Raw genomic sequence first — 26,052 nt, 5'->3', positions numbered from 1 at the left:
GGTTCCGTCCATGCGTCGCGCAGCGGACACCGAACCGCGCATGCAGGAGGTCAGGAGTTCAATTCTCCTTAGCTCCACAGAACGTGGAAGGCGGGCCATCCGAATCGGATGGCCCGCCTTTCTTGTGTGCCCTCGCGCGCCGGTACGGGCCCCCGCCGTTCCTTGTGCGCCCTGCGTTCGGTGGGTGCCCCCGGCGGCCGCAGCCGCCGGGGGCGGGCCGTCAACCCCGGCCGCTCCCAAGGGCCTTGCGGTCGGCACTCGGCAACGCCGGACGGGAGGGCCGCTCCTGGGGGCCCCGCTCGAGCCGGAGCGCCAGCTCGGGGCAGCGCCGTACCGCCAGCTGCGCGCGGTCCCGCAGGTGGGTCGGCACGGACGCGTCCGCGAGCACCGGATAGCCGTCGCGGCCCATACGGATCAGCTCAGGGACGATGTCCGCGCACAGCCCGTGGCCCTTGCAGAGCGTCCAGTCCACCGCCAGCTTCTCGCCGCTCGGGATGGACTCCACGACCTCCTGGTAGCCGGGCGCGGGGAGCGGCAGCACGCCGATCGTCGGACGTCCGCAGCCGCCGTGCAGGACGTGGGCGGCCAGATCGTCGGTGAAGGCGGACAGGGTCGAGCTGAAGAACCGGGCCGATCCGTCCGGGTGCTTGCACACGCCCCGGCCCTTCACCGCCTGGGTGACCTCGCGCAGCGCCTCCAGGGCGGCCGGCCCGCCGCCGTTGAGCACGTCCGACAGGCCACCCGCCGCCGCGGGCAGGCCGAGACGGCAGGGGCCGCACTGGCCGGCCGTCTCGGCCGCCAGCCAGTTCGCCACCCGCTGGGCCTCGCCCAGGGGGCAGGTCTCGGGTCCGATGGGCAGGATCGCTCCGGCTCCCAGGGCGCCCCCCACGGCCGCCATGGACTGCTTGGAGATCACGCAGTTGTCCACGGCCATGGAGTCGATCCAGTTGCCGTGGTACCCGCCGGTCAGCACACCCTGGGGGACCGGCGGGGCGCCGGCCAGCTGGAGCACGTACCGCATGGGGACGCCCGTCGGCACCTCCACCACCATGGGCCGGGCGACCTGTCCGGAGATCGTCAGCATGACCGTGCCCGGCTCGCTGTCCAGGCCGTGCTGGCTGTAGCGGCCGGCGCCGATCCGGGCGGCGACGGCCAGCTGCGCGAACGTCTCGGCGTTGGACAGCAGCGTCGGCGCGTTGCCCACACCGGACTCGGCGGCGCGCTCCCGGCGGCCGGGCGGGATCGCGGGCCCGCCGTTCACCGCCCGGATCACGGAGGAGGCCTCGCCGGAGACCATGCGCTCCGGAGTGCGTACGACACGCGCGCGCAGCCGCTGACCGCGCCGGTCGGACAGACCCCGCTCGGCGAGGGCAGCGCGGATGGAGATCTCCGTGGAGTTACGGGTCACCGCGACGACCAGGGTGCGGGCGCCGAGGGCCTCGGCGGCCAGCAGGGCGCCGTCCAGGATCAGGTGCGGCGCGCGGTTCAGCAGGACCGTGTCCTTGCGGCAGGCGGGCTCACCCTCACTGCCGTTGACCACGACGACGGGGCGCACACCGCGCCGGATCGTCGCCTTGGCGACCGCCCGCAGCTTCCTCCCGAAGGGAAAGCCGGCGCCGCCGCGGCCGGTCAGCGATATCTCCTCGGCGAGCTGTGCCAGCCGCTCGCCGCCCATGGGTTCGAGGGGGCCGTGCACCTTCAGGTGCATCTGGAGGTCGAGCCGCTCGACGAGGTCGAAGCCCTGGGTGAGCTGAGGGAGGCCGACGACGCGGACTTCGGGGACGTCGGGGAGCGGGGTGTTCACAGGCGGTCTCCTGCTGGTGCGGTCCAGGGCTCGCCGGCCGGCGGCTGCTGGAAGGGGCCCGGTGCGGGCTCGGTGGGGCTGCCGGCGCCGTACGAGGGCGGCTCGGGGGTGGTGTGGCCGTAGGACGGCGGCTCGGGGGTGGTGGGGCTGTACGAGGGCGGGGTGGGGGACTGGGCGGGCGGCGGCGGGGAGGGGGTCGGCCAGTAGCCGGGACGGGTCGCCGGCTCGTCGGCCACGACCGGCAGCTCCTCCGTCATCGGGACGCGCTCCGCGTACGGGATCTCCTGAGTGGGGCCGCCCGCCGCGGCGTTGCCCAGGGACACGGCCCGGTAGGCGGCGGAGATGCCCGCCCCCGTGGTGCTGGGGGAGGGCGAGGGGAACGTGGGCTCGTACAGCGGCGCGGAAGGCGGGGTCAGGGTCCGGGGCTGCTCGCGGGGGCGGCCGAGCGGACGGTCGGGGGACGGGGCGGCCGGCTCGGGGCGGGTGACCGTCTCCCGCCGTACTTCCTGCTCGAACGGAGGGGAGGCCTCGTACGACGGGCGGGGAGGGAGGATGTCGGCCGCGCCGGGCAGCGGAGACACCGATGGGTCCCGCCGCCTGCCGCGACCGCGGCCCGGCTTGTCGTTGCCCGGGCCGAGCAGGGCCAGGACGCGTTCGGCGAGGCTCTGCTGGACGGGGAGGGGAAGCATCCGTACCGAGACGGCGGCGGCGGCCCCGGCGAGCGCGAGGCAGTACATGGTGGTTACCCAGGTGGCTGCGGGGCGACCCGCGTAGAGCCCGTGGACGAGCGCACAGCACCAGGCCGGGTAGGCCAGCATGTGCAGGGGCCGCCAGCGGGCCGCGATGCTGCCACGGCCCGCCAGGGCGCTGCGGGCGGCGCCGGTGGACGCGGCGACCACCATCAGCAGGCCGGCGAGCGACCCGAAGCCGATCAGGCCGGCCGTGCCGGTGACGCCGAGACCGAAGGGGATGAGGGCCCCGATGAGCGCCACGTGGCCGAGGGAGACCTTGACGGTGGCGTGGAGGAGGAGGAAGCCGAGGGAGGCCACCGCGGTGGTGCGGTGGATGGCCTGGGCGAGCAGCCGGTGGCGGGTGGAGAGGAGGAGCCGGTCCGTCGCGAGCAGGCCCCAGGCCACGGAAGCGGTCAGCGACACGAGGGAGAGGACGCCCGTGGTGAAGTCCAGGGCGGCCCGGAAGCTGTCGCTTCCGCCGATCGCGAGCATCGGTATGAGTACCAGTGCAGCCGCGGAAAGCCCGCCCTGTACCGGCTTGCTCATACCGGCCTGCAAAGCGGGCGATGAGCGGATCTTGCGATGAGGGTTCATGGGGGGCGACTCCAGTGGTGCGGAAAAGAGGTCCCGTGGCCGCATGCTAAGTCGAGGCATACCAACCGGTACGAGCTTTGAGCGTTTAAGGTTCGGATCGGCCGACAACTGACTCTGGGGTTGCCCTGGATAGGGTTGATACGCGGAGTATCCCTGAGGCCCGTGGTGACGCTCGGTGCCCTGACCGTCCCATGGAACCTCGATGCGGCTCCAACGGGCCCTGCGGTACCCTGACGCCATGCGTGCCGTACGCCTTCTGCTTAGCGAGCCGCGCTGATCAGCACCGGCGGATGAAACATCCGGCCGGAATCGGCGCGGCGTCCCCTCCTGTGCGAGGGGTTTTTTCATTTCGCCGCGCCACCGAGCGGTAGCGGGCAGAGACGATCGATGGAGCTTTAAGGATCATGAGCGAGATGAATTCGGCTGCTGTCGAGGCAGCAGCCCCGCATCGTTACACGGCGGCCATGGCCGCCGACATCGAGGCACGCTGGCAGGACTTCTGGGACGCCGAGGGCACCTACGAGACGCCCAACCCGAGCGGTGACCTGGCCGGTGACCAGGCCGTGGTCGCCCGCCCCAAGAAGTTCATCATGGACATGTTCCCCTATCCCTCGGGTGCGGGCCTGCACGTGGGCCACCCCCTGGGCTACATCGCCACCGACGTCTTCGCCCGCCACCAGCGCATGACCGGGCACAACGTCCTGCACACCCTGGGGTTCGACGCCTTCGGCCTGCCCGCCGAGCAGTACGCCGTCCAGACCGGCACCCACCCCCGCGTGTCGACCGAGGCGAACATCGAGAACATGAAGGTCCAGCTGCGCCGGCTGGGCCTGGGCCACGACAAGCGCCGGTCCTTCGCCACGATGGACCCGGACTACTACAAGTGGACCCAGTGGATCTTCCTGCAGATCTTCAACTCCTGGTACGACGAGGAGGCGAAGAAGGCCCGCCCCATCGCCGACCTGATCGCCCGGTTCGAGAGCGGTGAGCGCCCCGTACCCGGCTCCACGCGCGCGTGGAGCGAGCTGACCGCCGCCGAGCGCGCCGACGTCCTGGGCCGGTACCGCCTGGCCTACGCCTCGGACGCGCCGGTCAACTGGTGCCCCGGCCTGGGCACCGTCCTCGCCAACGAGGAGGTCACCGCCGAGGGCCGCTCCGAGCGCGGCAACTACCCCGTCTTCAAGGCGAAGCTGCGCCAGTGGAACATGCGCATCACCGCCTACGCCGACCGGCTGCTGGACGACCTGGACGCACTGGACTGGCCCGAGGCCATCAAGCTCCAGCAGCGCAACTGGATCGGCCGCTCCGAGGGCGCCCGCGTCGACTTCCCCGTCGGCGACGAGGCGATCACCGTCTTCACCACCCGCCAGGACACCCTGTTCGGCGCCACCTACATGGTCCTGGCGCCCGAGCACGAGCTGGTTGAGAAGATCGTCCCGGCGGCGTGGCCCGAGGGCACACACGACGTCTGGACGGGCGGGTACGCCACCCCGGCCGAGGCCGTCGACGCGTACCGCAAGCAGGCGGCCGGCAAGTCAGACGTCGAGCGGCAGGCCGACGCCAAGGAGAAGACCGGCGTCTTCACCGGCGCGTACGCCATCAACCCGGTCAGCGGCGACCGCGTCCCGGTCTTCATCGCCGACTACGTCCTGATGGGCTACGGCACCGGCGCGATCATGGCCGTCCCGGCGCACGACAGCCGTGACTTCGCCTTCGCGCGCGCCTTCGAGCTGCCGATGCGCTGCGTCGTCGAGCCCTCGGACGACCGCGGTACCGACCCGTCGACGTGGGACGACGCCTTCGACTCGTACGACGCGAAGATCGTCAACTCGGCGAACGACGAGATCTCGCTGGACGGCCTGGGCGTCGCCGAGGCCAAGGCGAAGATCACCGACTGGCTGGTCGCCAAGGGCATCGGCGAAGGCACCGTCAACTTCCGGCTGCGCGACTGGCTGTTCAGCCGCCAGCGCTACTGGGGCGAGCCCTTCCCGATCGTCTACGACGAGGACGGCATCGCCCACGCCCTGCCCGAGTCGATGCTGCCGCTGGAGCTGCCCGAGGTCGAGGACTACTCGCCGCGCACCTTCGACCCGGACGACGCCGACACCCAGCCCGAGACGCCGCTGTCGCGCAACGAGGACTGGGTCAACGTCACCCTGGACCTGGGCGACGGGCCCAAGAAGTACCGGCGCGAGACCAACACCATGCCCAACTGGGCCGGTTCCTGCTGGTACGAGCTGCGCTACCTGGACCCGCACAACCGTGACCGGCTGGTCGACCCGGAGATCGAGCAGTACTGGATGGGCCCGCGCGAGGGACAGCCGCACGGCGGTGTCGACCTGTACGTCGGCGGCGCCGAGCACGCCGTCCTGCACCTGCTGTACGCGCGCTTCTGGTCCAAGGTGCTGTACGACCTGGGGCACGTGTCCTCGGCCGAGCCGTTCCACAAGCTGTACAACCAGGGCATGATCCAGGCCTTCGTCTACCGGGACGCGCGGGGCATCGCCGTACCGGCCGCCGAGGTCGAGGAGCGCGACGGCGCCTTCTGGTACCAGGGCGAGAAGGTCAGCCGCGTCCTGGGCAAGATGGGCAAGTCGCTGAAGAACGCCGTCACCCCGGACGAGATCTGCGCCGAGTACGGTGCGGACACCCTGCGCCTGTACGAGATGGCCATGGGCCCGCTGGACGTCTCGCGTCCCTGGGACACGCGCGCGGTGGTGGGCCAGTACCGGCTGCTGCAGCGGCTGTGGCGCAACATCGTCGACGAGTCGACCGGCGAGGCCACCGTCGTCGAGACCGAGCCCGACGAGGACACGCTGCGCGCCCTGCACAAGGCGATCGACGGTGTGTCCCAGGACATGGCCGCCATGCGGTTCAACACGGCGATCGCCAAGGTCACCGAGCTGAACAACTACCTGACCAAGACGGCCGCCCCGGTGTCGCGGTCGGTCGCCGAGCGGCTGGTGCTGCTGGTCGCGCCGCTGGCCCCGCACATCGCCGAGGAGCTGTGGCGCAAGCTGGGCCACACCGACTCCGTCGTCCACCAGGACTTCCCGGTCGCCGATCCGGCGTACGTCGTCGACGAGACCGTCACCTGCGTCGTCCAGATCAAGGGCAAGGTCAAGGCGCGCCTGGAGGTCTCCCCGTCCATCACGGACGCGGACCTGGAGGCGCTGGCCCTGGCCGACGAAGGTGTCGTCGCGGCGCTGGGCGGCGCGGGCATCCGCAAGGTGATCGTGCGGGCGCCGAAGCTGGTCAACATCGTCCCGGCGTGATGCCTGGGCGCACGCGAGAGTGACATGCGTGGGCGGGCTGCGCGGGGCGTGACACGCCTGAGCGGGCTGCGCCGGGCGTGACATGCCTGAGCGGGATGCGTGTGGAGTGACTCATGGGATGACGCCCGGCGTCCCACCCGGTGTCACACCTGGGTGTTTTCCCCTACGGGCAGGTTGGGGGTTCGGATGGAACCCTCGGCCTGCCCGTTCCGTTTACCGTGGAGGAACGACGGACGGCCGCGTCCGGCGCCGCACCGTGCGACATCGAGGGGACTTCATGGCAGAAGCGATCGCGATCCTGGCGTTGCTCTTCGTCGCCTTCGTCGCGCTGGGGGTGTACGTGACCGTGAAGGCCGTCAAGGCGGCGAAGCGCGGGGTGGACCGTACGATCACCCACGCGCGGCGAACGGTCGAGGACACCACGCTGCGGGCCAAGAGCTACGCGCCGGGGGGTGTCACGGCCGAGTTGGCGCAACTGCGGCTGTCGTTGCGGACGTCTATGCGGGCCACCCAGGACGCGCTGGAGGCGGGCGCGGCGGAGGACGCCTCGCTCAAGGAGTCCCTGGAGCTGTTCCGTCGGCTCAGCGCCCACGGACACGAACTGGACGCCGACCTCAAGCGGCTGGAACGAGACCCGGACCGGGCCGGGGTGGCCGCCCAGCTCGACGAACTGCGCGAGCGTACGGAGCGGATCACCCACTCGGCGGAGTCGCTGCGGTGGGCGGCCCGCGACCGGGCGCGGAAGTTCGCGGACGACGACCTGGCGTCGCTGGGCGCACAGATCGACGTGGAGGCCGGGGCGCTGCGGCACTGGACAGTCGCCGAGCAGGACGACCTGTCCTGGCCGGAGGCGGCGGAAGGGCAGGCGTCGGCCCAGAGCTGGCCGGCGGACGCCGACGCGAACGCACGGCCCACGCCAGAGCCCGAGGCCGGCCGGGACACGTCCGACGCGGATGCGCCCAAGGCGATCACCGCGCAGGATCCGCGGCAACAGCCCTTCTACTCCTGGCAGAAGTCGACCCGCCCCGAGACCACGAACTGACCGGATCGGATCACGAGGCGGGGGCGGGCTGCCGTACGGAGCCGCCTCCGGGGTACCCTCCCGGTCATGTCCCGCCATGTCGCGATCGTCACTGATTCCACGGCCTACCTGCCGGCGCGGACGATGGAGCGGCACGGTATCACCGCGGTGCCGCTGACCGTCGTCCTCGGCGACCAGGCCCTGGAGGAGGGCACCGAGATCTCGGCCCGCTCGCTGGCCCTCGCGCTCCAGAAGCGCCGCTCCGTGACCACGTCACGGCCGAGCCCCGAGGTGTTCGCCGCCGCCTACCGCGCGGCGGCCGAGAAGGGGGCCACGGGGATCGTGTCGCTGCACCTGTCGGCCGAGTTCTCGGGGACGTACGACGCCGCGCTGCTGGCCGCCAAGGACGCCGCGGTGCCGGTGCGGGTCGTCGACACCGGGATGGTCGCCATGGCGCTGGGATTCTGTGCGCTGGCGGCCGCCGAGACGGCGGAAGCGGGCGGCACGCAGGACGAGGTCGTGGCCGCCGCGGAGAAACGGGCCGCCGGGACCTCCGCGTATTTCTACGTCGACACGCTCGAGTACCTGCGCCGGGGCGGCCGCATCGGCGCGGCCCAGGCGCTGCTGGGCTCCGCGCTCGCCGTGAAGCCGCTGCTGGAACTGGAGGGCGGGCGGATCGAGCTGCGGGAGAAGGTACGCACGGCGTCCAAGGCGATCGCACGGCTGGAGGAGATCGCCGCCGAGCGGGCGGGCGCGAGCCCGGTGGACATCGCGGTCCACCACCTTGCCGCACCCGACCGGGCCGCCGCCCTCGCCGACAGGCTGCGCGCCCGCGTACCGGGCCTGGCCGAGCTGCACGTCAGCGAGGTCGGCGCGGTCATCGGCGCGCACACCGGGCCGGGACTGCTGGGGGTCGTCGTCTCACCGCGCTGACCGCCGGCTTCACACGGTCGGGTGACCGGGTTTTCCACAACTGGTGGGTTATCCACGGAATTTGAGGCAGCTCGGCGGGTTCGGGTGATCGTGTCTACCGTGCTGTGGCATGGCAACGCGAACACACTCCGTGACATCCGCATCGCTCCCGGTCCGTGCTGCGAGCGGCCCCGGCCGGGCACCCGGCTCCGACGGCCGTACGCGGGGCCGCGGCCCCGCACGACACCGTGTACGACGCGGCAAGCGCACAGCAGCCGTCCGCGCGACGGCGACGGCACGCCGCCGCGCGGACGCGCTCTTCGAAGGGACGGGCGCGTCGGCGACCCACCCACCCCCGGGCGGGGGCGTTGCGCCGGCACAGCCGCCGGCGGCAGGGGCGGTTCCGGTGTCGGTGGGGGTGCCGGTGGCGGGGGCGGTTCAGGTCGAGGCGGGGGTGCCGGGGCCGGGGGCGGTTCCGGTGGCGGGGGCTTTTTCGGCACGGGGGCCTTCTTCGGGGCGGGCACCGGTGCCGGGGGCTTCCTCCGGACCGGTGCCGGGGCCCGTGGACGGCGCGCCGGTGGAGGCAGGGGCTTCCTCCGGGCCGGAGTCGGGGTCCGTGGCGGGGGAGTCGGCGAGGGGCGCGGGCGCTGCTTCGGGTCCCGAGGCGGAGGGGGAGCGGCGGGAGCGGTGGTGGCCCGAGCTGCGGGAGCGGCTGCCGCTGTGGGTGCAGACGCGGTGCGGGCTGGAGCCCCGCACGGTCGTCGCGCTCGCCGTCGTCCTGGCCGTGGCCGCCGCCCTTGCCGGGCGGTACTTCTGGGCGGGTCGGCCGGAGCCGGTCCGGGCGCCCGAGGTGGTCGCCGAGGCCGCGCCGCCCACGGCGGCGGGGGCCGCGGCCCGCCGTCCCGGGACCGGGGCGCCGCCCGTGGTCGTCGACGTGAGCGGGAAGGTGCGGCGTCCGGGTGTGCTGCGGCTGCCGGCCGGATCACGGGTCGCCGACGCCCTGCGCGCGGCGGGCGGTGCCAGGCCGGGAACCGACCTCACGGGGCTCAACCGGGCACGCGTGCTCATGGACGGCGAGCACGTCGTGGTGGGCGCCGCGCCCGCACCGGCGGGACCGGCACCCGGGGTGGCCGGGGCGCCGGGGCCGGGCGGCGCCCAAGGACCGGTCAGCCTCAACACCGCCACGGTGGACCAGCTCGACACCCTGCCGGGCGTCGGCCCCGTACTGGCCCAGCACATCGTCGACTACCGCACCCGGCACGGGGGCTTCCGGTCGGTCGACGAACTCCGCGAGGTCAACGGGATCGGTGAGCGCCGGTTCGCGGACCTCCAGTCCCTCGTGCGGCCATGAGCCGCGGGACGGTTCACACCGCGTCAGGTACGCGGCTGGGTGCCGCCGACCCCCGGCAGGAGGGCCCGGCCGACATGCGGCTGGTCGGCCCCGCCCTGGCGGCGTGGGGAGCGGCGGCGCTCGCGCTGGGCGCCCCGGGCCGGTGGACGATGGTGGGCGTGGCGCTCTGCGCCCTGGGCGGCGCCGCGCTGTTGCTCGGGCGCGGCGGCGGGCGCACCACGCTCGCGGTGGGCCGGTGGCGGGCCAACGGGGCGGCGTGCGCGGCGGTGTTGCTCTGCACCGCGGCCGGTGCGGCATCCGCGGGACTGCACGGCGCCGATCTGCGGAGGGGCCCGCTGCCGGGACTGGCGGAGCAGCACGCGCGGGTCACCGTCGAGGCGACGGTCACCTCCGACCCACGGCTCACCCGTGTGAAGGTCCGCGGCCCCCGGGCGGCGCCCGCCTCCGTGGTGCTGGACGCGGACGTGACGCTGGTGACGGCTCCCGACGGTGCCCTCACCAGGGTCCGTACGCCCGTGCTGGTGGTCGTCTCGCCCGCCGGAGGGGACTGGCTGCGGCTGCTGCCGTCCACCCGGCTGCGCCTGACGGGGCGGCTGGCACCGCCGCATCACGCCGGCGAGCCGTTCGCCGGCGTGATGCGGGCGGACCCGGGCCCGCCGCGGGTCACCGGGCCCCCGACCGCGCTCCAGCGCACCGCGGGGGACCTCCGCGCGGGGCTGCGCGCCGCGACCGACGGGCTGCCACCGGATGCCCGCGCCCTGCTGCCGGGGCTGGTCGTCGGGGACACCTCCCGGATTCCGTCCGACCTGCACGACGCCTTCCGGGCGACCGACCTGACGCATCTTCTGGCCGTTTCCGGGAGCAACCTCACCATCGTCCTGTTGCTGCTCATCGGCCCGCCCGGCAGCGCGCTCAAGGCCGAGCGTGGCGGGCTGGCGCCCCGGTTGGGGATCCCGCTGCGGGCGACAGCGCTGCTCGGCGGGGCGCTGACCCTCGGCTTCGTCCTGGTCTGCCGGCCCGATCCCAGCGTGCTGCGCGCCGCCGCCTGCGGACTGATCACCCTGCTGGCCATCGGCACCGGGCGCCGCAGGTCACTGATCCCCGCGCTCGCCGCCGCCGTACTGCTGCTGGTGCTGTACGACCCCTGGCTGGCGCGCAGCTACGGCTTCCTGCTGTCCGTGCTGGCCACCGGGGCGCTGCTCACCGTCGCCCCGCGCTGGAGCGCCTCGCTGCACGCGCGCGGGGTGCCGCCACGGATCGCGGAGGCGCTGGCCGCGGCGCTCGCGGCCCAGGCGGTGTGCGCCCCGGTGGTGGCGGTCTTCGCCGCGCGGGTCAGCCTGGTGGCGATCCCGTGCAACCTGCTCGCCGAGCTCGCGGTGGCCCCGGCGACCGTGCTCGGGTTCGCCGCGCTCGCCACGGCACCGGTCGCGATGCCGGTGGCCGGACTGCTCGCCGAATGCGCGGGGTGGCCGGCCGGGTGGATCGCCTCCGTCGCCCGGGCGGGGGCCTCACTGCCCGGGGCGGAGGCTCAGTGGCCCGGAGGCTGGCGCGGAGGGCTGCTTCTCGCCGCCGTCACCGGGCTGGTGCTGGTGGGCGTGCGCCGGGTGCGGCACCGGGCGTGGCTGGCCGGAGCGTGCTCCGTGCTGTTGCTGCTCGCCGTGGTGCGGCCGCAACCGCTCACCAGGCTGGTCACCGGGTGGCCGCCACCGGGGTGGGTGTTCGCGATGTGCGACGTCGGCCAGGGCGATGCGACGGTCCTCGCGGCGGGCGGTGACACGGCCGTGGTGGTCGACGTGGGCCCGGACCCGGCGCTCGTGGACCGGTGCCTGCACCAGCTCGGGGTCAGCCGGGTGCCGCTCGTGGTGCTCACGCACTTCCACGCCGACCATGTCGCGGGCCTGCCCGGCGTCCTGAGGGGCCGGGCCGTCGGGGCGATCCAGACCACGAGCCTCCAGGACCCGCCGGACCAGGCGGCGTTCGTGCGGAGAGCCGCCGCGGCGGCAGGGGTGCCGGTCCTCCGGGCGGGAGCGGGTGAGCGCCGGCGGATCGGGCCGCTCGACTGGCGGGTGCTGTGGCCGGGCGCCGCCATGACGGGCCCGGAGCCCGAGGGAGCGAACGACGCCAGCGTCGCGCTCCACGTCCGCATCGACGGCGGTACGACCCTGCTGCTCCTCGGCGACCTGGAGCCGCCCGCCCAGCAGGGCCTGCTGCGGGCCCACCCGGACCTGCCGCCGGTCGACGTCCTGAAGGTCGCCCACCACGGTTCGGCCCACCAGGACCCCCGCCTGCTGGGCAGGGCCCGTCCACGGCTGGCCCTGGTCTCGGCCGGCCGTGACAACCCGTACGGCCATCCGTCACCGCGTACGGTCGACGCGCTGAGGTCCGGCGGAGCGGTGGTGCTGAGCACCGACAGGCACGGTGCGATCGCCGTGACGGGACGGGGGAGGGAGCTGCGTGCCGCCACCGCATCGGTGCCGACGGCCCCGGGGCCGGAGCCGTAGCGGTACGCGGGAACAATGTCTGTTGTGAGCGATGTGAGACATGTGCTGGTGCTGCCCGACCGGGACGCGGCCGAGGAGGTCGCCGAGGAACTCGGGGAGCGTTTCGGGATCACGGAGGAGCCGCAGCTGGTACGGGACGCCCTGGCCGGTGAGGACGACGCCGAGGACGCCCAGTGGCTGGTGGTGGTCGAGGACCCGGACGGGCGGCTCGCGGCCGCCGAGCTGGACGAGTTCGCGGCCCGGTGGGACGGCTGGCGCGAGGAGCCGTAGGGCGGGCGGTTCCGGGCGTGCCCGCGTTGTCGGTGGGCCGTGCGATGCTGGTTCGCGATGGCCACCAGAAAGAACCAGACCGACGACGTCCTCGCGCCCGTCACCCTCGCCGTGGGGCAGGAGGACCTGCTTCTCGACCGGGCGGTGCAGCAGGTGGTGGCGGCCGCCCGCGCGGCCGACGCCGACACGGACGTCCGCGACCTCACGCCCGACCAGCTCCAGCCCGGCGCGCTCGCCGAGCTGACGAGCCCCTCGCTCTTCGCCGAGCGCAAGGTGCTGGTCGTGCGGAACGCGCAGGACCTCTCCGCCGACACGATCAAGGACATCAAGGCCTACCTCGGCTCGCCCGTGGAGGACATCTGCCTCGTCCTGCTCCACGCGGGCGGCGCCAGGGGCAAGGGTCTGCTGGACGCGGCACGCAAGGCGGGTGCGCGGGAGGTCGCGTGCCCGAAGACCACCAAGCCGGCGGAGCGACTGACGTTCGTACGCGGTGAGTTCCGCGCGCTGGGGCGGTCGGCGACGCCGGAGGCCTGCCAGGCGCTCGTCGACGCGGTGGGCAGCGATCTGCGGGAGCTCGCGTCCGCGGTGTCGCAGCTCGCCGCGGACGTCGAGGGCACGATCGACGAGTCGGTCGTCGGCCGCTACTACACGGGCCGTGCGGAGGCCTCCAGCTTCAACGTCGCCGACCGGGCGGTGGAGGGCCGGGCCGCGGAGGCCCTGGAGGCGCTCCGGTGGTCGCTGTCCACCGGCGTCGCGCCCGTGCTGATCACGAGCGCGCTGGCGCAGGGCGTGCGGGCGATCGGCAAGCTGTCGTCGGCGCGAGGCGGGCGGCCCGCGGACCTGGCCCGCGAGCTGGGTATGCCGCCGTGGAAGATCGACCGCGTGCGTCAGCAGATGCGCGGCTGGACGCCGGACGGGGTGGCCGTCGCGCTGCGCGCGATCGCCGAGGCCGACGCGGGGGTCAAGGGCGGGGGAGACGACCCGGAGTACGCGCTGGAGAAGGCCGTCGTCACCATCGCCCGCGCGGCCCGCTCCCGCCGCTGACGCGAGCGGTGCGGCGCGCCGCCGCCGTGCGGCGGGGGCGATACGAGTGCCGTGGGCCGGCGGTGGCGTGCGCTGCCGGTCGCGGTGTGGCTACCGGGGGCGAGGCGGTGCGTAGTCGGCCTCGAGCCGGTGGGAACCCCGCACGCCTGGAAGCCGGGCTCGGTTTCCGTCGCGCCACCCGCCGCGGGAGGTGCGAGTGCGGGTCTTTCCGTGGGGCTTCCGGCCGTCGGTCGGCCGCGGGCCGTGTGCCGGCGAGCGGTGCTGGTGAGCGGCCCGGTCTCCCTCCCGTGCCGCTTGTACGCGAGCGGCCCCACGTGGAGCCCTTTGCCGTCGGCGGCTGCGCGCCGGACGGTCAGGCGTGGCCCGGGAGAGGGCGTAACCACCGGGGGGCCAGGGTGTGCGGGCCGGGGCTGGGTATGGCGAAGGCCCCGGCGGGCGTCCTGGGGAAGGACGGCGACGGGGCCTTCGGGTGGTGCGTTGGTGAGCTCGTACCCGCGTGGCGAACGCAGGCCGCGTACGGGCTCGGGGTGCCGGTCAGGAGCGGATGAGAGGGCCCGCTGGGTCCCTTCCGGCGATCAAATCAAGAGCAGCTCAGCCCTGGAGGGAGGCAACCTTGGTGGCCAGCGCCGACTTCTTGTTGGCGGCGGCGTTCTTGTGGATGACACCCTTCGAGACGGCCTTGTCGAGCGCACGGGAGGCGGCGCGAGCGGCAACGGTGGCCTTCTCGACGTCACCCGCGGCGGCAGCCTCACGGGCCTTGCGGATCGCGGTCTTGAGCGACGACTTGACGGCCTTGTTGCGCAGGCGCGCCTTCTCGTTGGTCTTGTTCCGCTTGATCTGGGACTTGATGTTCGCCACGAAAGAGCCTTTTCAGGTTCGTAAGGATTTCTCTGATGTGTGCCCCGTTGCTGAGAGGGCCACGAGACACAGCTGCCCAGGCTACCAGTCGCCCTCCGAGCGGCCCAAACCGAGCGCCCGTCCCCGTCCGTGGGACCATGGAACCTACGTATCGATCCGCCGTCGACCCGAGCAGAGACGCCCGGCGTCTCGAGAATCAGGACCCTGCGTGCCCGCGACCCCTATCCACGTGCCCGAGCCGAGCCGTACCGACCCGGCGCTGATCCGCAATTTCTGCATCATCGCGCACATCGACCACGGCAAGTCCACCCTTGCCGACCGGATGCTCCAGCTGACCGGTGTGGTCGAGCAGCGGCAGATGCGCGCTCAGTACCTCGACCGCATGGACATCGAGCGCGAGCGCGGCATCACGATCAAGTCCCAGGCGGTGCGTCTGCCGTGGGCCCCCACCGAGGGGCCCGGCCAGGGCAGCACTCACATCCTCAACATGATCGACACCCCTGGTCACGTCGACTTCACCTATGAGGTGTCGCGGTCCCTGGCCGCCTGCGAGGGCACCATCCTGCTCGTCGACGCCGCCCAGGGCATCGAGGCGCAGACCCTCGCCAACCTCTACCTGGCGATGGAGAACGACCTCGCCATCGTCCCCGTGCTCAACAAGATCGACCTGCCGGCCGCCCAGCCGGAGAAGTTCGCCGAGGAACTGGCGAACCTGGTCGGCTGCGACCCCGACGACGTCCTGCGGGTGTCCGCCAAGACCGGTCTCGGTGTCGAGGCGCTGCTGGACCGCGTCGTCAGGGAGGTCCCGGCCCCGGTCGGCGTCAAGGACGCCCCCGCCCGCGCGATGATCTTCGACTCGGTCTACGACTCGTACCGGGGCGTCGTCACGTACGTACGTGTCATCGACGGCCAGCTCAACAAGCGCGAGCGCATCCGCATGATGTCCACCGGCGCCACGCACGAGCTGCTGGAGATCGGGACGAACTCGCCCGAGATGCTCCCGGCCGACGGCCTCGGTGTGGGTGAGGTCGGTTACCTGATCACGGGTGTGAAGGACGTCCGGCAGTCCAAGGTCGGTGACACCATCACCACCCTGCACAAGGGCGCCACCGAGGCGCTCGGCGGGTACAAGGACCCCAAGCCCATGGTGTTCTCCGGCCTCTACCCGCTGGACGGCTCCGACTACCCCGAGCTGCGTGACGCCCTCGACAAGCTCCAGCTCAACGACGCCGCGCTGGTCTACGAGCCGGAGACCTCCGCCGCCCTCGGCTTCGGCTTCCGTGTCGGCTTCCTCGGCCTGCTGCACCTCGACGTGATCCGTGAGCGGCTGGAGCGCGAGTTCGGGCTGGACCTGATCGCCACCGCCCCGAACGTGGTCTACCGCGTGCTCATGGAGGACGGCACCGAGCACACCGTCACCAACCCGAGCGAGTTCCCCGAGGGCAAGATCAGCGAGGTCTACGAGCCGGTCGTCCGCGCCACGATCCTCGCCCCCAGCGAGTTCATCGGCTCGATCATGGAGCTCTGCCAGACCCGCCGCGGCACCCTCCTCGGCATGGACTACCTCTCCGAGGACCGGGTCGAGATCCGCTACACCCTGCCCCTCGCGGAGATCGTCTTCGACTTCTTCGACCAGCTGAAGTCCAAGACCCGCGGCTACGCCTCCCTCGACTACGAGCCCACCGGCGAGCAGGCCTCCAGCCTCGTGAAGGTCGACATCCTGCTCCACGGCGACAAGGTCGACGCCTTCTCCGCCATCACCCACAAGGACGCGGCGTACGCGTACGGCGTGCGGCTCGTGGCCAAGTTGCGCGAGCTCATCCCGCGCCAGGCGTTCGAGGTGCCGATCCAGGCGGCCATCGGCTCGCGCGTCATCGCCCGCGAGACCATCCGCGCCATCCGCAAGGACGTCCTCGCCAAGTGCTACGGCGGTGACATCTCCCGTAAGCGGAAGCTGCTGGAGAAGCAGAAGGAAGGCAAGAAGCGGATGAAGATGGTCGGTTCCGTGGAGGTTCCGCAAGAAGCCTTCATCGCGGTGCTGTCCAGCGACGACTCCGCCGGCGGCAAGGCCAAGAAGTAGCAGTGCCCGCACAGCGCCCGTTCGGTTCACGGACGGGCGCTTTTGCGTGCTTGCGACGTGCCGCCGCGCGTCCGAGTCGTTATGAAGCGGGTATGAAGCACCGGGCCGCAGCCCCTTACATGGCGGACCATGGCGCTCTAACCTGATGCCGCCCGAGGGTTACTCGCCAGTTAAACAATCATCCCGTCGTGCAGCCCTGCCGCAAGCCGCCCGGAGGACGTCGTGAGCGACACACAAACCCTGATCGAGAACCGACCGCCTTCCGTGGCCACCCTCTTCCTGGAGCGCGTGGCGAAAACGCCCGAAGGCGAGGCCTACCGCTACCCGGTCCCCGCCGCCTCCGGCCAGGGCCCCGACGAGTGGAAGTCCCTCAGCTGGGGACAGGCCGCCGAGCGCGTCTACGCCATCGCCGCCGGCCTCGTCGACCTCGGCGTACGGTCCGAGGAGCGGGTCGCCCTCGCCGCCGCCACCCGTGTCGAGTGGATCCTGTCGGACCTCGGCGTGATGTGCGCCGGTGCCGCGACCACCACCGTCTACCCCCAGACCAACGCCGAGGAGTCCGCGTACATCCTCGCCGACTCCGACAGCCGCGTCCTGATCGCCGAGGACGCCGCCCAGCTGGCCAAGGCACGTGAGAAGCGTGCCGACCTGCCGCACCTCACCCATGTGGTCGTCATCGACCCGACCGGTGTGGAAGCGGACGAGGCCGACCCCGAGGGCTGGGTGCTCTCCCTCGCCGAGCTCGAGGAGCGCGGCCGCGCGTACCTGGAGAAGAACCCGGACGCCGTCAAGGACCGGGTCGCCGCCATCACCGCCGACCAGCTCGCCACCCTCATCTACACCTCCGGCACCACCGGCCGCCCCAAGGGCGTACGGCTGCCCCACGACAACTGGTCGTACATGGCCAAGGCCATCGCCGCGACCGGCCTGGTCACGGCGGACGACGTGCAGTACCTCTGGCTGCCCCTCGCTCACGTCTTCGGCAAGGTGCTGACCTCCGGCCAGATCGAGGTCGGGCACGTCACCGCCGTCGACGGCCGCGTCGACAAGATCATCGAGAACCTGCCGGTCGTCCAGCCGACGTACATGGCCGCCGTCCCCCGCATCTTCGAAAAGGTTTACAACGGAGTCGCGGCAAAGGCACGGGCAGGAGGCGGCGCCAAGTACAAGATCTTCAAGTGGGCCGCCGAGGTCGCCCGCGAATACGCCAGGACCAGTCAGGACAACTTCCGCCGCACCGGCAACGCGAGCGTCCCCTTCGGCCTGAAGGCCAAGCACAAGATCGCCGACGCCCTCGTCTACTCCAAGCTCCGCGAGGCCTTCGGCGGCCGGCTGCGCGCCGCCGTCTCCGGATCGGCCGCCCTCGCGCCCGACATCGGCTACTTCTTCTCCGGCGCCGGCATCCACATCCTGGAGGGCTACGGCCTCACCGAATCCAGCGCCGCGTCCTTCGTCAACCCGGGCGAGGCCTACCGCACCGGCACCGTCGGCAAGCCGGTGCCCGGCACCGAGGTCCGGATCGCCGACGACGGCGAGATCCTGCTGCGCGGCCCCGGCATCATGGAGGGGTACCACGGGCTGCCGGAGAAGACCGCCGAGGTCCTGGAGCCGGACGGCTGGTTCCACACCGGCGACATCGGCGAACTGTCCGTCGACGGCTACCTCCGCATCACCGACCGCAAGAAGGACCTGATCAAGACGTCCGGCGGCAAGTACATCGCGCCCGCCGAGGTCGAGGGACAGTTCAAGGCCGTCTGCCCGTACGTCTCCAACATCCTCGTCCACGGCGCCGACCGGAACTTCTGCACCGCGCTCATCGCCCTCGACGAGCCCGCGATCCTCGGCTGGGCGGAGGAGCACGGCCTGGGCGGCAAGTCCTACGCCGAGGTCGTGGCCACCCCCGAGGTCAACCAGCTCGTCCAGGGCTATGTGGACCGGCTCAACGAGGGGCTCCAGCGCTGGCAGACCGTCAAGCAGTTCCGGCTCCTGCCGCGCGACCTCGACATCGAGCACGGCGAACTGACGCCCAGCCTCAAGCTGAAGCGCCCCGTGGTCGAGCGTGAGTACAAGCACCTGATCGACGAGATGTACGCGGGGACCAGGGAAGCCTGAGACCGGCGGGACGCAACGACGGGGCCGCGCTCGGCGAGCGCGGCCCCGTTCGCGTGGGCGAGTTCGATGACTCGGCGCTTATGGGCGTGCTCGATCTGTCACCCTGTCGGTGTCCGACCACGAGCCGAGCCGACGAGGAGCCGCACGTGGGGTCCCTTCCGACACAGCGCGCGACCACCGGCGAGTTGCTGCTGCCGCCCCACCACCCGCCCCCGGGCCAGTCCGTCACGCGCACCAGCCTGCCGGGCAACCCGCTCGCGCCGTCCGCCGCCCGCCGGTTCGTACGCGCCGCGCTCGCCGACTGGACCGGACTGGCGCTGCCCGCCGCCGCGACGATCAACGACCGGGTCGCCGCCGACGCCGTCCTGGTCGTCGGCGAGCTCGTCACCAACGCCGTCGTCCACGCCGGTACCACCGTCGAGCTCCTCTTCCGTCTCGAGGACCCCGCCGACGGGCGGCCCGCCGCCCTCGTCCTCGAGGTCTCCGACCACCACCCCACCCGGACCGTCCGCCACGAGCAGCAGCACCAGGAGGACGAGGACGGTCTCGACGAGTACGGCCGCGGGCTCCAGCTCGTCGCCGCCCTCGCCGAATGCTGGGGCATCACCTACCGCCCCGGCCTCAAGACCGTCTGGGCCCGGCTCCCCCTCGACGGCTGGGACACCTGCCCCGTACCCGGCGCCGAGCCGGCGATCCAGCGCGGGCTGCGCGCCGCCGGGATCCTCGCCCCGGCACCGCGCCGGGTCGTGCGCGACGACCACGAATGGGCCGGCCGCGGGGCGCTGTCGTTCCTCGCCGAGGCGTCCGACCTGCTCGCCGGCCAGCTCGACGAGGACCTCGTCGCCGCGCTCGCCGGCCAGCTCCTGGTGCCGCGCCTGGCCGACTGGTGCGCCTTCTGGCTGGAGGACAACACCACGGAGGGCGGCGGGCCCCGGCTCGCCCGGGTGTGGCACGCCGACGAATCGGCGCTGGAGACGCTGCGCACGGTGCTGGAGAAGGAACCGCCCCGCATGCCGGAGCCGCCCCGCACCGGGCCGGTGCCGATCCCGTGGCCGTCCTCGGAGCGCGGCGCGGAAGGGCACGCGGACGGGCACGGGCATGCGCACGCGGACGGGAAAGCGGACAGGCACGGGCACGCGGACGGACACGGGGTCCGGGGCGGCGACGGGCAGGGGGTCCGGGGCGTGCCGGGCGGCGCGGCGGGAGGCACCGCGCTCGCGTACCGGCTGGTCGTCGGCGGGCACGGACTGGGCACGCTGATGCTGGGACGGCGCGGGCGCGGCCGGATCCCCGACGCCGTCACCACCCTCGTGGAGGACTTCGCGCGCCGCGTCGCCCTCGCCATCGGGGCCGCCCGCCGCTACACCCGCCAGGTCACCATCAGCCGGATCCTCCAGCGCGGTCTCCTGCCCAGCCAAGTGGCCCAGATCCCGGGCATCGACAGCCGCATCGTGTACGAACCGAGCGACGACGGTCTCGCGGGCGGCGATTTCTACGACGTGTTCCAGGCCGGCCCGGGAGCGCGCCGCTGGTGCTTCATGCTCGGTGACGTCCAGGGCAGCGGCCCCGAGGCCGCCGTCGTCACCGGCCTGGCCCGCCCCTGGCTGCGCTTGCTCGCCCGCGAGGGCCACCAGGTCGGGCAGGTCCTCGACCGGCTGAACCGGCTGCTCCTCGACGACGCCACGGAGGCCGCCGAAGCCGCCGCCTCCATGGTCGCCGCGGCCGGTGACCTGCCCGGCGGGCCACAGCCCCCGGCCCAGCCGCAGTCGCGGTTCCTGTCACTGCTGTACGGCGAGCTCGTGCCGCTCGCCCCCGAGGACGGCGGCGGAGCCCGCTGCACGCTCGCCAGCGCCGGCCACCCCCTGCCGCTCCTGCTGCGCCCCGACGGCTCCGTGACGCCCGCCGCGGCGCCCCAGGTGCTGCTCGGCGTCGTCGACGACGTCGGGTACGAGAGCCACACCTTCCACCTCGCGCCCGGGGAGACCCTCCTGTGCGTCACCGACGGCGTCACCGAACGCCGCTCCCGCACCGGCCGGATGTTCGACGACGGCGACGGGCTGGCCGAGGCCCTCGCCGGCTGCGCCGGGCTGCCGGCACGGGAGGTCGCCGACCGGATCCGGCAGGCGGTCCACACGTTCGGCGAGACGCCCGTGCGCGACGATCTCGCGCTGCTGGTGCTCCAGGCCCGGTAGGTGCCGCGGTGACGGACAATGGGCGGTATGCCTTCCGTACTGCCCGATGGTGAGCCCATGCCCGAGGACGGCGCGCTTCCCGCGTCCGCCCTGCTCGGGGCCGGTGAGCGGCCGCTCGGGTTCTATCTGCACGTGCCGTACTGCGCGACCCGCTGCGGCTACTGCGACTTCAACACCTACACCGCCACCGAGCTGCGCGGCTCCGGTGGCGTCCTCGCCTCCCGCGACAACTACGCGGCGACGCTGACGGACGAGGTGCGCCTCGCGCGGAAGGTGCTCGGTGACGACCCGCGCCCGGTGCGCACCGTCTTCGTCGGCGGCGGTACGCCCACGCTGCTCGCCGCCGCGGACCTCGTGACGATGCTGGGCGCCGTCCGCGACGAGTTCGGGCTCGCCGACGACGCCGAGATCACGACGGAGGCGAACCCGGAGTCCGTGGACCCTGCGTACCTGGCGGAGCTGCGGGAGGGCGGCTTCAACCGGATCTCCTTCGGCATGCAGAGCGCCCGCCGGCACGTCCTGAAGGTGCTCGACCGCACGCACACCCCCGGGCGGCCGGAGGCCTGCGTCGCGGAGGCGCGCGCGGCCGGGTTCGAGCACGTCAACCTCGACCTGATCTACGGCACGCCGGGGGAGAGCGACGACGACTGGCGCGCCTCGCTCGACGCGGCGATCGGCGCGGGGCCGGACCACGTCAGCGCGTACGCCCTGATCGTGGAGGAGGGCACGCAGCTGGCGCGGCGCATCCGGCGCGGCGAGGTGCCGATGACGGACGACGACGTCCACGCGGACCGGTACCTGATCGCCGAGGACGTGCTGTCCGGGGCGGGCTTCTCCTGGTACGAGGTGTCCAACTGGGCCACCTCGGAGGCGGGACGGTGCCTGCACAACGAGTTGTACTGGCGCGGCGCCGACTGGTGGGGGGCGGGGCCCGGCGCGCACAGCCACGTGGGGGGCGTGCGGTGGTGGAACGTCAAGCACCCCGGCGCGTACGCCGCGGCGCTGGCGGAGGGGCGGTCGCCCGGCGCGGGGCGTGAGGTCCTGTCGGAGGAGGACCGGCGCGTGGAGCGGGTGCTGCTGGAGCTGCGACTGAAGGAGGGGTGCGCTCTGTCGCTGCTGAAGCCGGCGGGCCTGGCCGCTGCCGAGCGGGCGGTAAGGGACGGGCTCCTGGACGCCGGTCCTTACGCCGACGGGCGGGCCGTGCTGACGCTGCGGGGGCGGCTCCTGGCCGACGCGGTGGTGCGGGACCTGGTGGATTGATTGACGTCCCCTCCAGGCCCCGCCCAGGAGGCCGACCGCAGATCCCCGCAGTGGCGGGGACAACGACCTGCCAGGCCGTGTGGACGAGCTGATCGACGGAACAGCCCCGCTATGGCGGGGAGGCGGTTCGGGCCCCGGCGGGGAAACGACTGGACCAGTGTGTGATCACGCCGGCTCCGCGCCGCCTACCGTCACGTGATCAATGAGTTGCTCCACCGCGCCCAGCAGCTCCGGCTCCAGGTCTTTGTACGAGTGGACCTTCGACAGGATGTGCTGCCAGGCCGCGCCCGTGTTCTCCGGCCAGCCGAGTGCCCGGCACACGCCCGTCTTCCAGTCCTGGCCGCGCGGGACGGCGGGCCACGCCCGGATGCCCACCGACGAGGGCTTCACCGCCTCCCAGATGTCGATGTACGGATGCCCCACGACCAGGGTGTGGGCGTCCGTGACCGATGCCGCGATGCGGGACTCCTTGGAGCCGGGGACCAGATGGTCCACCAGGACCCCGAGGCGGGCGTCGGGGCCCGGGCCGAAGTCCCGGACGACGGCCGGGAGGTCGTCGACGCCCTCCAGGTACTCGACGACCACGCCCTCGATGCGCAGGTCGTCGCCCCACACGCGTTCCACGAGCTCCGCGTCGTGGCGGCCCTCCACATAGATGCGCCCCGCACGGGCCACACGCGCGCGTGCACCCGGGACGGCGATGGAGCCCGAGGCGGTGCGCGACGGCCGGGAGGGCGCCGCCGACGGGCGCACCAGCGTCACCGTACGGCCCTCCAGGAGGAACCCCCGGGGCGTCAGCGGGAACACCCGGTGCTTGCCGAACCGGTCCTCCAGGGTGACCGTCCCCGCCTCACAGCCGATCACCGCCCCGCAGAAGCCGGTGCTCACCTCCTCGACCACCAGGTCCGGGTCGGCGGGAACCTCGGCAACGGGCGCGGACTTCTTCCACGGGGGCGTCAGATCGGGGTGGTAGCTGCGCATTCGCCAGACGCTACGACACCCCGAACCGCCGGGCCAGTTCATCGCGTTGGGCGCGTAGGAAGGCGGCGTCGACCACGGCGCCGTGCCCGGGGACGTACACGGCCTCCTCGCCGCCCAGCTCCAGCAGCCGGTCCAGGGCGGCCGGCCAGCGCGAGGGGATGGCGTCCGGCCCGGCCTGCGGGTCGCCCGACTCCTCCACCAGGTCCCCGCACAGGACGACCTCCCGGGAGCCCGGCACGAGCACGGCCAGGTCGTGGCCGCTGTGACCCGGCCCCACATTGGCCAGCAGCACCTGCCGCCCGCCCAGCTCCAGCGTCCACTCGCCGCACACCAGGTGGTGCGGGGCCACCAGGACGTCCGTCGCCTCCAGGGCGTCCGTCTCGGCCACCCCGTGCCGTACGGCGTCGCCCCGCAGCGCGTCGCGGTCCCTGGTGAGCACGGTGTCGATGCCGACGGCGCCGTACACCTCCGTCCCCGAGAACGCCGCCGTGCCGAGCACATGATCGAAATGGGGATGACTCAGTGCGATATGCGTCACTCTCCGGCCGCCCATCAGGGCCTGAGCCTGCGCCCGGATCGCGGCGCCCTCACGGAGCGTCGCGCCCGTGTCGTACAGGAGAGCGCCCTCCTCGCCGACCACCAGCGCCGTGGTCGCGTCCCACACCGGGAGCCTCCTGCGGCCCACGCCGTCGGCGAGACGCTCCCAGCCGAAGTCTTCCCAACTGACGTCCATACCGCGACGCTATCGGCAACCACCAGCGACGTCGCGCGGTAGCGTGGTCGGCCGCCCTTGCTAGGGGCGTACCCCGGCGCCGTACACTTGCCGGGGGAAGGTTGGCACTCGGGCATTGCGAGTGCCAGCGAAGCAGAAGGAACCACAGCCAGCTGGAGGTGCGCGCGATGCTCAGCGAACGCAGACTCGAGGTACTGCGCGCCATCGTCCAGGACTATGTCGGTACCGAGGAGCCCGTCGGTTCCAAGGCCCTCACGGAGCGCCACAACCTCGGAGTCTCGCCCGCCACCGTGCGCAACGACATGGCGGTGCTGGAGGAGGAGGGCTTCATCGCCCAGCCCCACACCAGCGCGGGCCGCATCCCCACCGACAAGGGCTACCGCCTCTTCGTCGACAAGCTCGCCGGCGTCAAGCCGCTGTCGTCGCCGGAGCGGCGCGCCATCCAGAACTTCCTGGACGGTGCCGTGGACCTCGACGACGTCGTCGGCCGTACGGTGCGGCTGCTCGCGCAGCTGACCCGGCAGGTCGCCGTGGTGCAGTACCCGTCGCTGACGCGGTCCACCGTGCGTCATGTGGAGCTGCTGTCGCTGGCCCCCGCCCGGCTGATGCTCGTCCTGATCACCGACACGGGGCGGGTGGAGCAGCGCATGGTCGACTGCCCCGCGCCGTTCGGCGAGACGTCCGTGGCCGACCTGCGGGCGCGGCTGAACAGCCGCGTCGTGGGGCGGCGCTTCACGGACGTACCGCAGCTGGTGCAGGACCTCCCGGAGTCCTTCGAGGCGGAGGACCGGGGCACCGTCTCCACGGTGCTGGCCACGCTGCTGGAGACACTGGTGGAGGAGACCGAGGAGCGGCTGATGATCGGCGGCACCGCCAATCTCACCCGCTTCGGGCACGACTTCCCGCTGACGATCCGGCCGGTGCTGGAGGCGCTGGAGGAGCAGGTGGTGCTCCTGAAGCTGCTCGGCGAGGCCAAGGACTCGGCGATGACCGTACGTATCGGGCACGAGAACGCCCATGAGGGCCTCAACTCCACGTCCGTCGTCGCGGTCGGCTACGGTTCGGGCGACGAGGCAGTCGCCAAACTCGGCGTGGTCGGACCGACCCGCATGGACTACCCCGGAACGATGGGAGCGGTACGCGCAGTGGCACGTTACGTCGGACAGATCCTGGCGGAGTCGTAAGTGGCCACGGACTACTACGCCGTACTCGGCGTACGCCGCGACGCGTCCCAGGACGAGATCAAGAAGGCGTTCCGGAGGCTCGCCCGCGAGCTGCACCCGGACGTCAACCCCGATCCGAAGACGCAGGAGCGGTTCAAGGAGATCAACGCCGCCTACGAGGTGCTGTCGGACCCGCAGAAGAAGCAGGTCTACGACCTCGGCGGTGACCCGCTGTCCGCCTCCGGCGGCGCGGGCGCGGGTGGCTTTGGCGCGGGTGGCTTCGGCAACTTCTCCGACATCATGGACGCCTTCTTCGGTACGGCGTCCCAGCGCGGCCCCCGGTCGCGCACGCGGCGCGGCCAGGACGCGATGATCCGCCTGGAGATCGACCTCAACGAGGCGGCCTTCGGTACGACCAAGGACATCCAGGTCGACACGGCCGTCGTCTGCACCACCTGCTCCGGCGAGGGCGCCGCGCCCGGTACATCGGCCCAGACGTGCGACATGTGCCGCGGCCGTGGCGAGGTCTCCCAGGTCACCCGGTCCTTCCTGGGCCAGGTCATGACGTCCCGTCCCTGCCCCCAGTGCCAGGGCTTCGGCACCGTGGTCCCCACCCCGTGCCCGGAGTGCGCGGGCGACGGCCGGGTCCGGTCGCGCCGTACGCTCACGGTCAAGATCCCGGCCGGTGTGGACAACGGCACCCGTATCCAGCTGGCCGGCGAGGGCGAGGTCGGCCCCGGCGGCGGTCCGGCCGGTGACCTGTACGTCGAGATCCACGAGCTGCCGCACGCGGTGTTCCAGCGGCGGGGCGACGACCTGCACTGCACGGTGACCATTCCGATGACGGCGGCCGCACTGGGCACGAAGTGCCCGCTGGAGACGCTGGACGGGCTGGAGGAGGTCGACGTCCGGCCCGGCACGCAGTCGGGCCAGTCGATCCCGCTGCACGGACGCGGTGTGACGCACCTGCGCGGCGGCGGGCGCGGTGACCTCATCGTGCACGTCGAGGTCCAGACGCCGTCGAAGCTGGACCCGGAGCAGGAGCGGCTGCTGCGGGAGCTGGCGAAGCTGCGGGGCGAGGAGCGGCCGACGGGTCAGTTCCAGCCGGGGCAGCAGGGTCTGTTCTCCCGCCTGAAGGACGCGTTCAACGGGCGGTGACCGAGGGTCCGC

At 72.7% G+C, this 26,052-nt stretch carries 18 protein-coding genes; 13 read left to right on the top strand and 5 right to left on the bottom strand.

Annotation, left to right across the window (positions count from 1 at the left end; genetic code table 11):
* Positions 1–220: 220 nt before the first annotated feature.
* Positions 221–1,804: an NADH-ubiquinone oxidoreductase-F iron-sulfur binding region domain-containing protein gene (locus ABT360_RS18940; RefSeq protein ID WP_351817303.1), complete on the bottom strand. Its 1,584-nt coding sequence runs from the start codon at positions 1,802–1,804 to the stop codon at positions 221–223.
* Positions 1,801–3,081, bottom strand: coding sequence for a hypothetical protein (locus tag ABT360_RS18935; RefSeq protein WP_351817300.1), 1,281 nt, complete (start codon positions 3,079–3,081; stop codon positions 1,801–1,803). The genes ABT360_RS18940 and ABT360_RS18935 overlap by 4 nt, the downstream gene beginning before the upstream one ends.
* Before the next feature lie 452 nt (positions 3,082–3,533).
* Between ABT360_RS18935 and leuS the strand changes: the two genes are divergently transcribed.
* The 7 genes from leuS (at position 3,534) to holA (ending at position 13,503) form a co-directional block, all read left to right on the top strand.
* Entirely contained in the window at positions 3,534–6,404 is a 2,871-nt protein-coding gene (gene leuS / locus ABT360_RS18930) for a leucine--tRNA ligase (protein ID WP_351817297.1), read from the top strand.
* A 277-nt stretch (positions 6,405–6,681) separates the two neighbouring features.
* Positions 6,682–7,446, top strand: a complete 765-nt coding sequence (locus ABT360_RS18925; RefSeq protein ID WP_351817294.1) for a hypothetical protein — start codon at positions 6,682–6,684, stop codon at positions 7,444–7,446.
* Positions 7,447–7,512: 66 nt separating this feature from the next.
* On the top strand, positions 7,513–8,358 hold the full coding sequence (locus ABT360_RS18920) for a DegV family protein (RefSeq protein ID WP_351817291.1): 846 nt from the start codon (positions 7,513–7,515) through the stop codon (positions 8,356–8,358).
* Positions 8,359–8,953: 595 nt separating this feature from the next.
* Positions 8,954–9,688 carry a helix-hairpin-helix domain-containing protein gene (locus tag ABT360_RS18915; protein WP_444852272.1) on the top strand — a complete coding sequence of 245 codons (735 nt, stop codon included), beginning with the start codon at positions 8,954–8,956 and terminating at the stop codon, positions 9,686–9,688.
* Positions 9,685–12,189, top strand: coding sequence for a ComEC/Rec2 family competence protein (locus tag ABT360_RS18910; protein ID WP_351817285.1), 2,505 nt, complete (start codon positions 9,685–9,687; stop codon positions 12,187–12,189). Before ABT360_RS18915 ends, ABT360_RS18910 begins: the two co-directional genes overlap by 4 nt.
* Before the next feature lie 24 nt (positions 12,190–12,213).
* Positions 12,214–12,459 carry a hypothetical protein gene (locus ABT360_RS18905; RefSeq protein WP_351817282.1) on the top strand — a complete coding sequence of 82 codons (246 nt, stop codon included), beginning with the start codon at positions 12,214–12,216 and terminating at the stop codon, positions 12,457–12,459.
* Between the two features lie 57 nt (positions 12,460–12,516).
* On the top strand, positions 12,517–13,503 hold the full coding sequence (gene holA, locus ABT360_RS18900) for a DNA polymerase III subunit delta (protein WP_351817279.1): 987 nt from the start codon (positions 12,517–12,519) through the stop codon (positions 13,501–13,503).
* A 591-nt stretch (positions 13,504–14,094) separates the two neighbouring features.
* Here holA and rpsT read toward each other — a convergent pair.
* On the bottom strand, positions 14,095–14,361 hold the full coding sequence (gene rpsT / locus ABT360_RS18895; RefSeq protein WP_064069563.1) for a 30S ribosomal protein S20: 267 nt from the start codon (positions 14,359–14,361) through the stop codon (positions 14,095–14,097).
* A gap of 208 nt (positions 14,362–14,569) precedes the next feature.
* On the opposite strand from rpsT, the gene lepA reads away from it, so the two are divergent.
* The 4 genes from lepA (at position 14,570) to hemW (ending at position 22,005) form a co-directional block, all read left to right on the top strand.
* Positions 14,570–16,441 (top strand): translation elongation factor 4, encoded by a 1,872-nt coding sequence (gene lepA, locus ABT360_RS18890; RefSeq protein WP_351817275.1) that lies wholly within the window; start codon positions 14,570–14,572, stop codon positions 16,439–16,441.
* A gap of 222 nt (positions 16,442–16,663) precedes the next feature.
* Positions 16,664–18,553 (top strand): AMP-dependent synthetase/ligase, encoded by a 1,890-nt coding sequence (locus ABT360_RS18885; RefSeq protein WP_351817272.1) that lies wholly within the window; start codon positions 16,664–16,666, stop codon positions 18,551–18,553.
* Positions 18,554–18,699: 146 nt separating this feature from the next.
* Positions 18,700–20,745, top strand: coding sequence for a SpoIIE family protein phosphatase (locus ABT360_RS18880; RefSeq protein WP_444852271.1), 2,046 nt, complete (start codon positions 18,700–18,702; stop codon positions 20,743–20,745).
* A gap of 27 nt (positions 20,746–20,772) precedes the next feature.
* Positions 20,773–22,005, top strand: a complete 1,233-nt coding sequence (gene hemW, locus ABT360_RS18875; protein ID WP_351817269.1) for a radical SAM family heme chaperone HemW — start codon at positions 20,773–20,775, stop codon at positions 22,003–22,005.
* A gap of 165 nt (positions 22,006–22,170) precedes the next feature.
* Here the strand turns inward: hemW and ABT360_RS18870 are convergent, their stop codons facing one another.
* Positions 22,171–22,986 carry a DUF3097 domain-containing protein gene (locus ABT360_RS18870; protein WP_351817266.1) on the bottom strand — a complete coding sequence of 272 codons (816 nt, stop codon included), beginning with the start codon at positions 22,984–22,986 and terminating at the stop codon, positions 22,171–22,173.
* A gap of 10 nt (positions 22,987–22,996) precedes the next feature.
* Positions 22,997–23,719 (bottom strand): MBL fold metallo-hydrolase, encoded by a 723-nt coding sequence (locus ABT360_RS18865; protein ID WP_351817263.1) that lies wholly within the window; start codon positions 23,717–23,719, stop codon positions 22,997–22,999.
* A 167-nt stretch (positions 23,720–23,886) separates the two neighbouring features.
* Between ABT360_RS18865 and hrcA the strand changes: the two genes are divergently transcribed.
* Both hrcA and dnaJ read left to right on the top strand, forming a co-directional pair.
* On the top strand, positions 23,887–24,903 hold the full coding sequence (gene hrcA, locus ABT360_RS18860; RefSeq protein WP_351817260.1) for a heat-inducible transcriptional repressor HrcA: 1,017 nt from the start codon (positions 23,887–23,889) through the stop codon (positions 24,901–24,903).
* Positions 24,904–26,040 (top strand): molecular chaperone DnaJ, encoded by a 1,137-nt coding sequence (gene dnaJ / locus ABT360_RS18855; RefSeq protein ID WP_351817257.1) that lies wholly within the window; start codon positions 24,904–24,906, stop codon positions 26,038–26,040.
* Positions 26,041–26,052 lie beyond the last annotated feature (12 nt).

This window comes from Streptomyces sp. NPDC000229 (genome assembly GCF_040300825.1).
In the GTDB taxonomy this organism is placed as follows: domain Bacteria; phylum Actinomycetota; class Actinomycetes; order Streptomycetales; family Streptomycetaceae; genus Streptomyces.
This window is presented reverse-complemented; position numbering and strand designations above follow the sequence as displayed.

Bases quoted from the DNA above. Each gene is read 5' to 3' on its own strand.
- ABT360_RS18935 (WP_351817300.1), bottom strand. From the start codon at position 3,081: ATGAGCAAGCCGGTACAGGGCGGGCTTTCCGCGGCTGCACTGGTACTC.
- leuS (WP_351817297.1), top strand. From the start codon at position 3,534: ATGAGCGAGATGAATTCGGCTGCTGTCGAGGCAGCAGCCCCGCATCGT.
- ABT360_RS18925 (WP_351817294.1), top strand. From the start codon at position 6,682: ATGGCAGAAGCGATCGCGATCCTGGCGTTGCTCTTCGTCGCCTTCGTC.
- ABT360_RS18920 (WP_351817291.1), top strand. From the start codon at position 7,513: ATGTCCCGCCATGTCGCGATCGTCACTGATTCCACGGCCTACCTGCCG.
- ABT360_RS18910 (WP_351817285.1), top strand. From the start codon at position 9,685: ATGAGCCGCGGGACGGTTCACACCGCGTCAGGTACGCGGCTGGGTGCC.
- holA (WP_351817279.1), top strand. From the start codon at position 12,517: ATGGCCACCAGAAAGAACCAGACCGACGACGTCCTCGCGCCCGTCACC.
- hemW (WP_351817269.1), top strand. From the start codon at position 20,773: ATGCCTTCCGTACTGCCCGATGGTGAGCCCATGCCCGAGGACGGCGCG.
- ABT360_RS18870 (WP_351817266.1), bottom strand. From the start codon at position 22,986: ATGCGCAGCTACCACCCCGATCTGACGCCCCCGTGGAAGAAGTCCGCG.
- ABT360_RS18865 (WP_351817263.1), bottom strand. From the start codon at position 23,719: ATGGACGTCAGTTGGGAAGACTTCGGCTGGGAGCGTCTCGCCGACGGC.
- hrcA (WP_351817260.1), top strand. From the start codon at position 23,887: ATGCTCAGCGAACGCAGACTCGAGGTACTGCGCGCCATCGTCCAGGAC.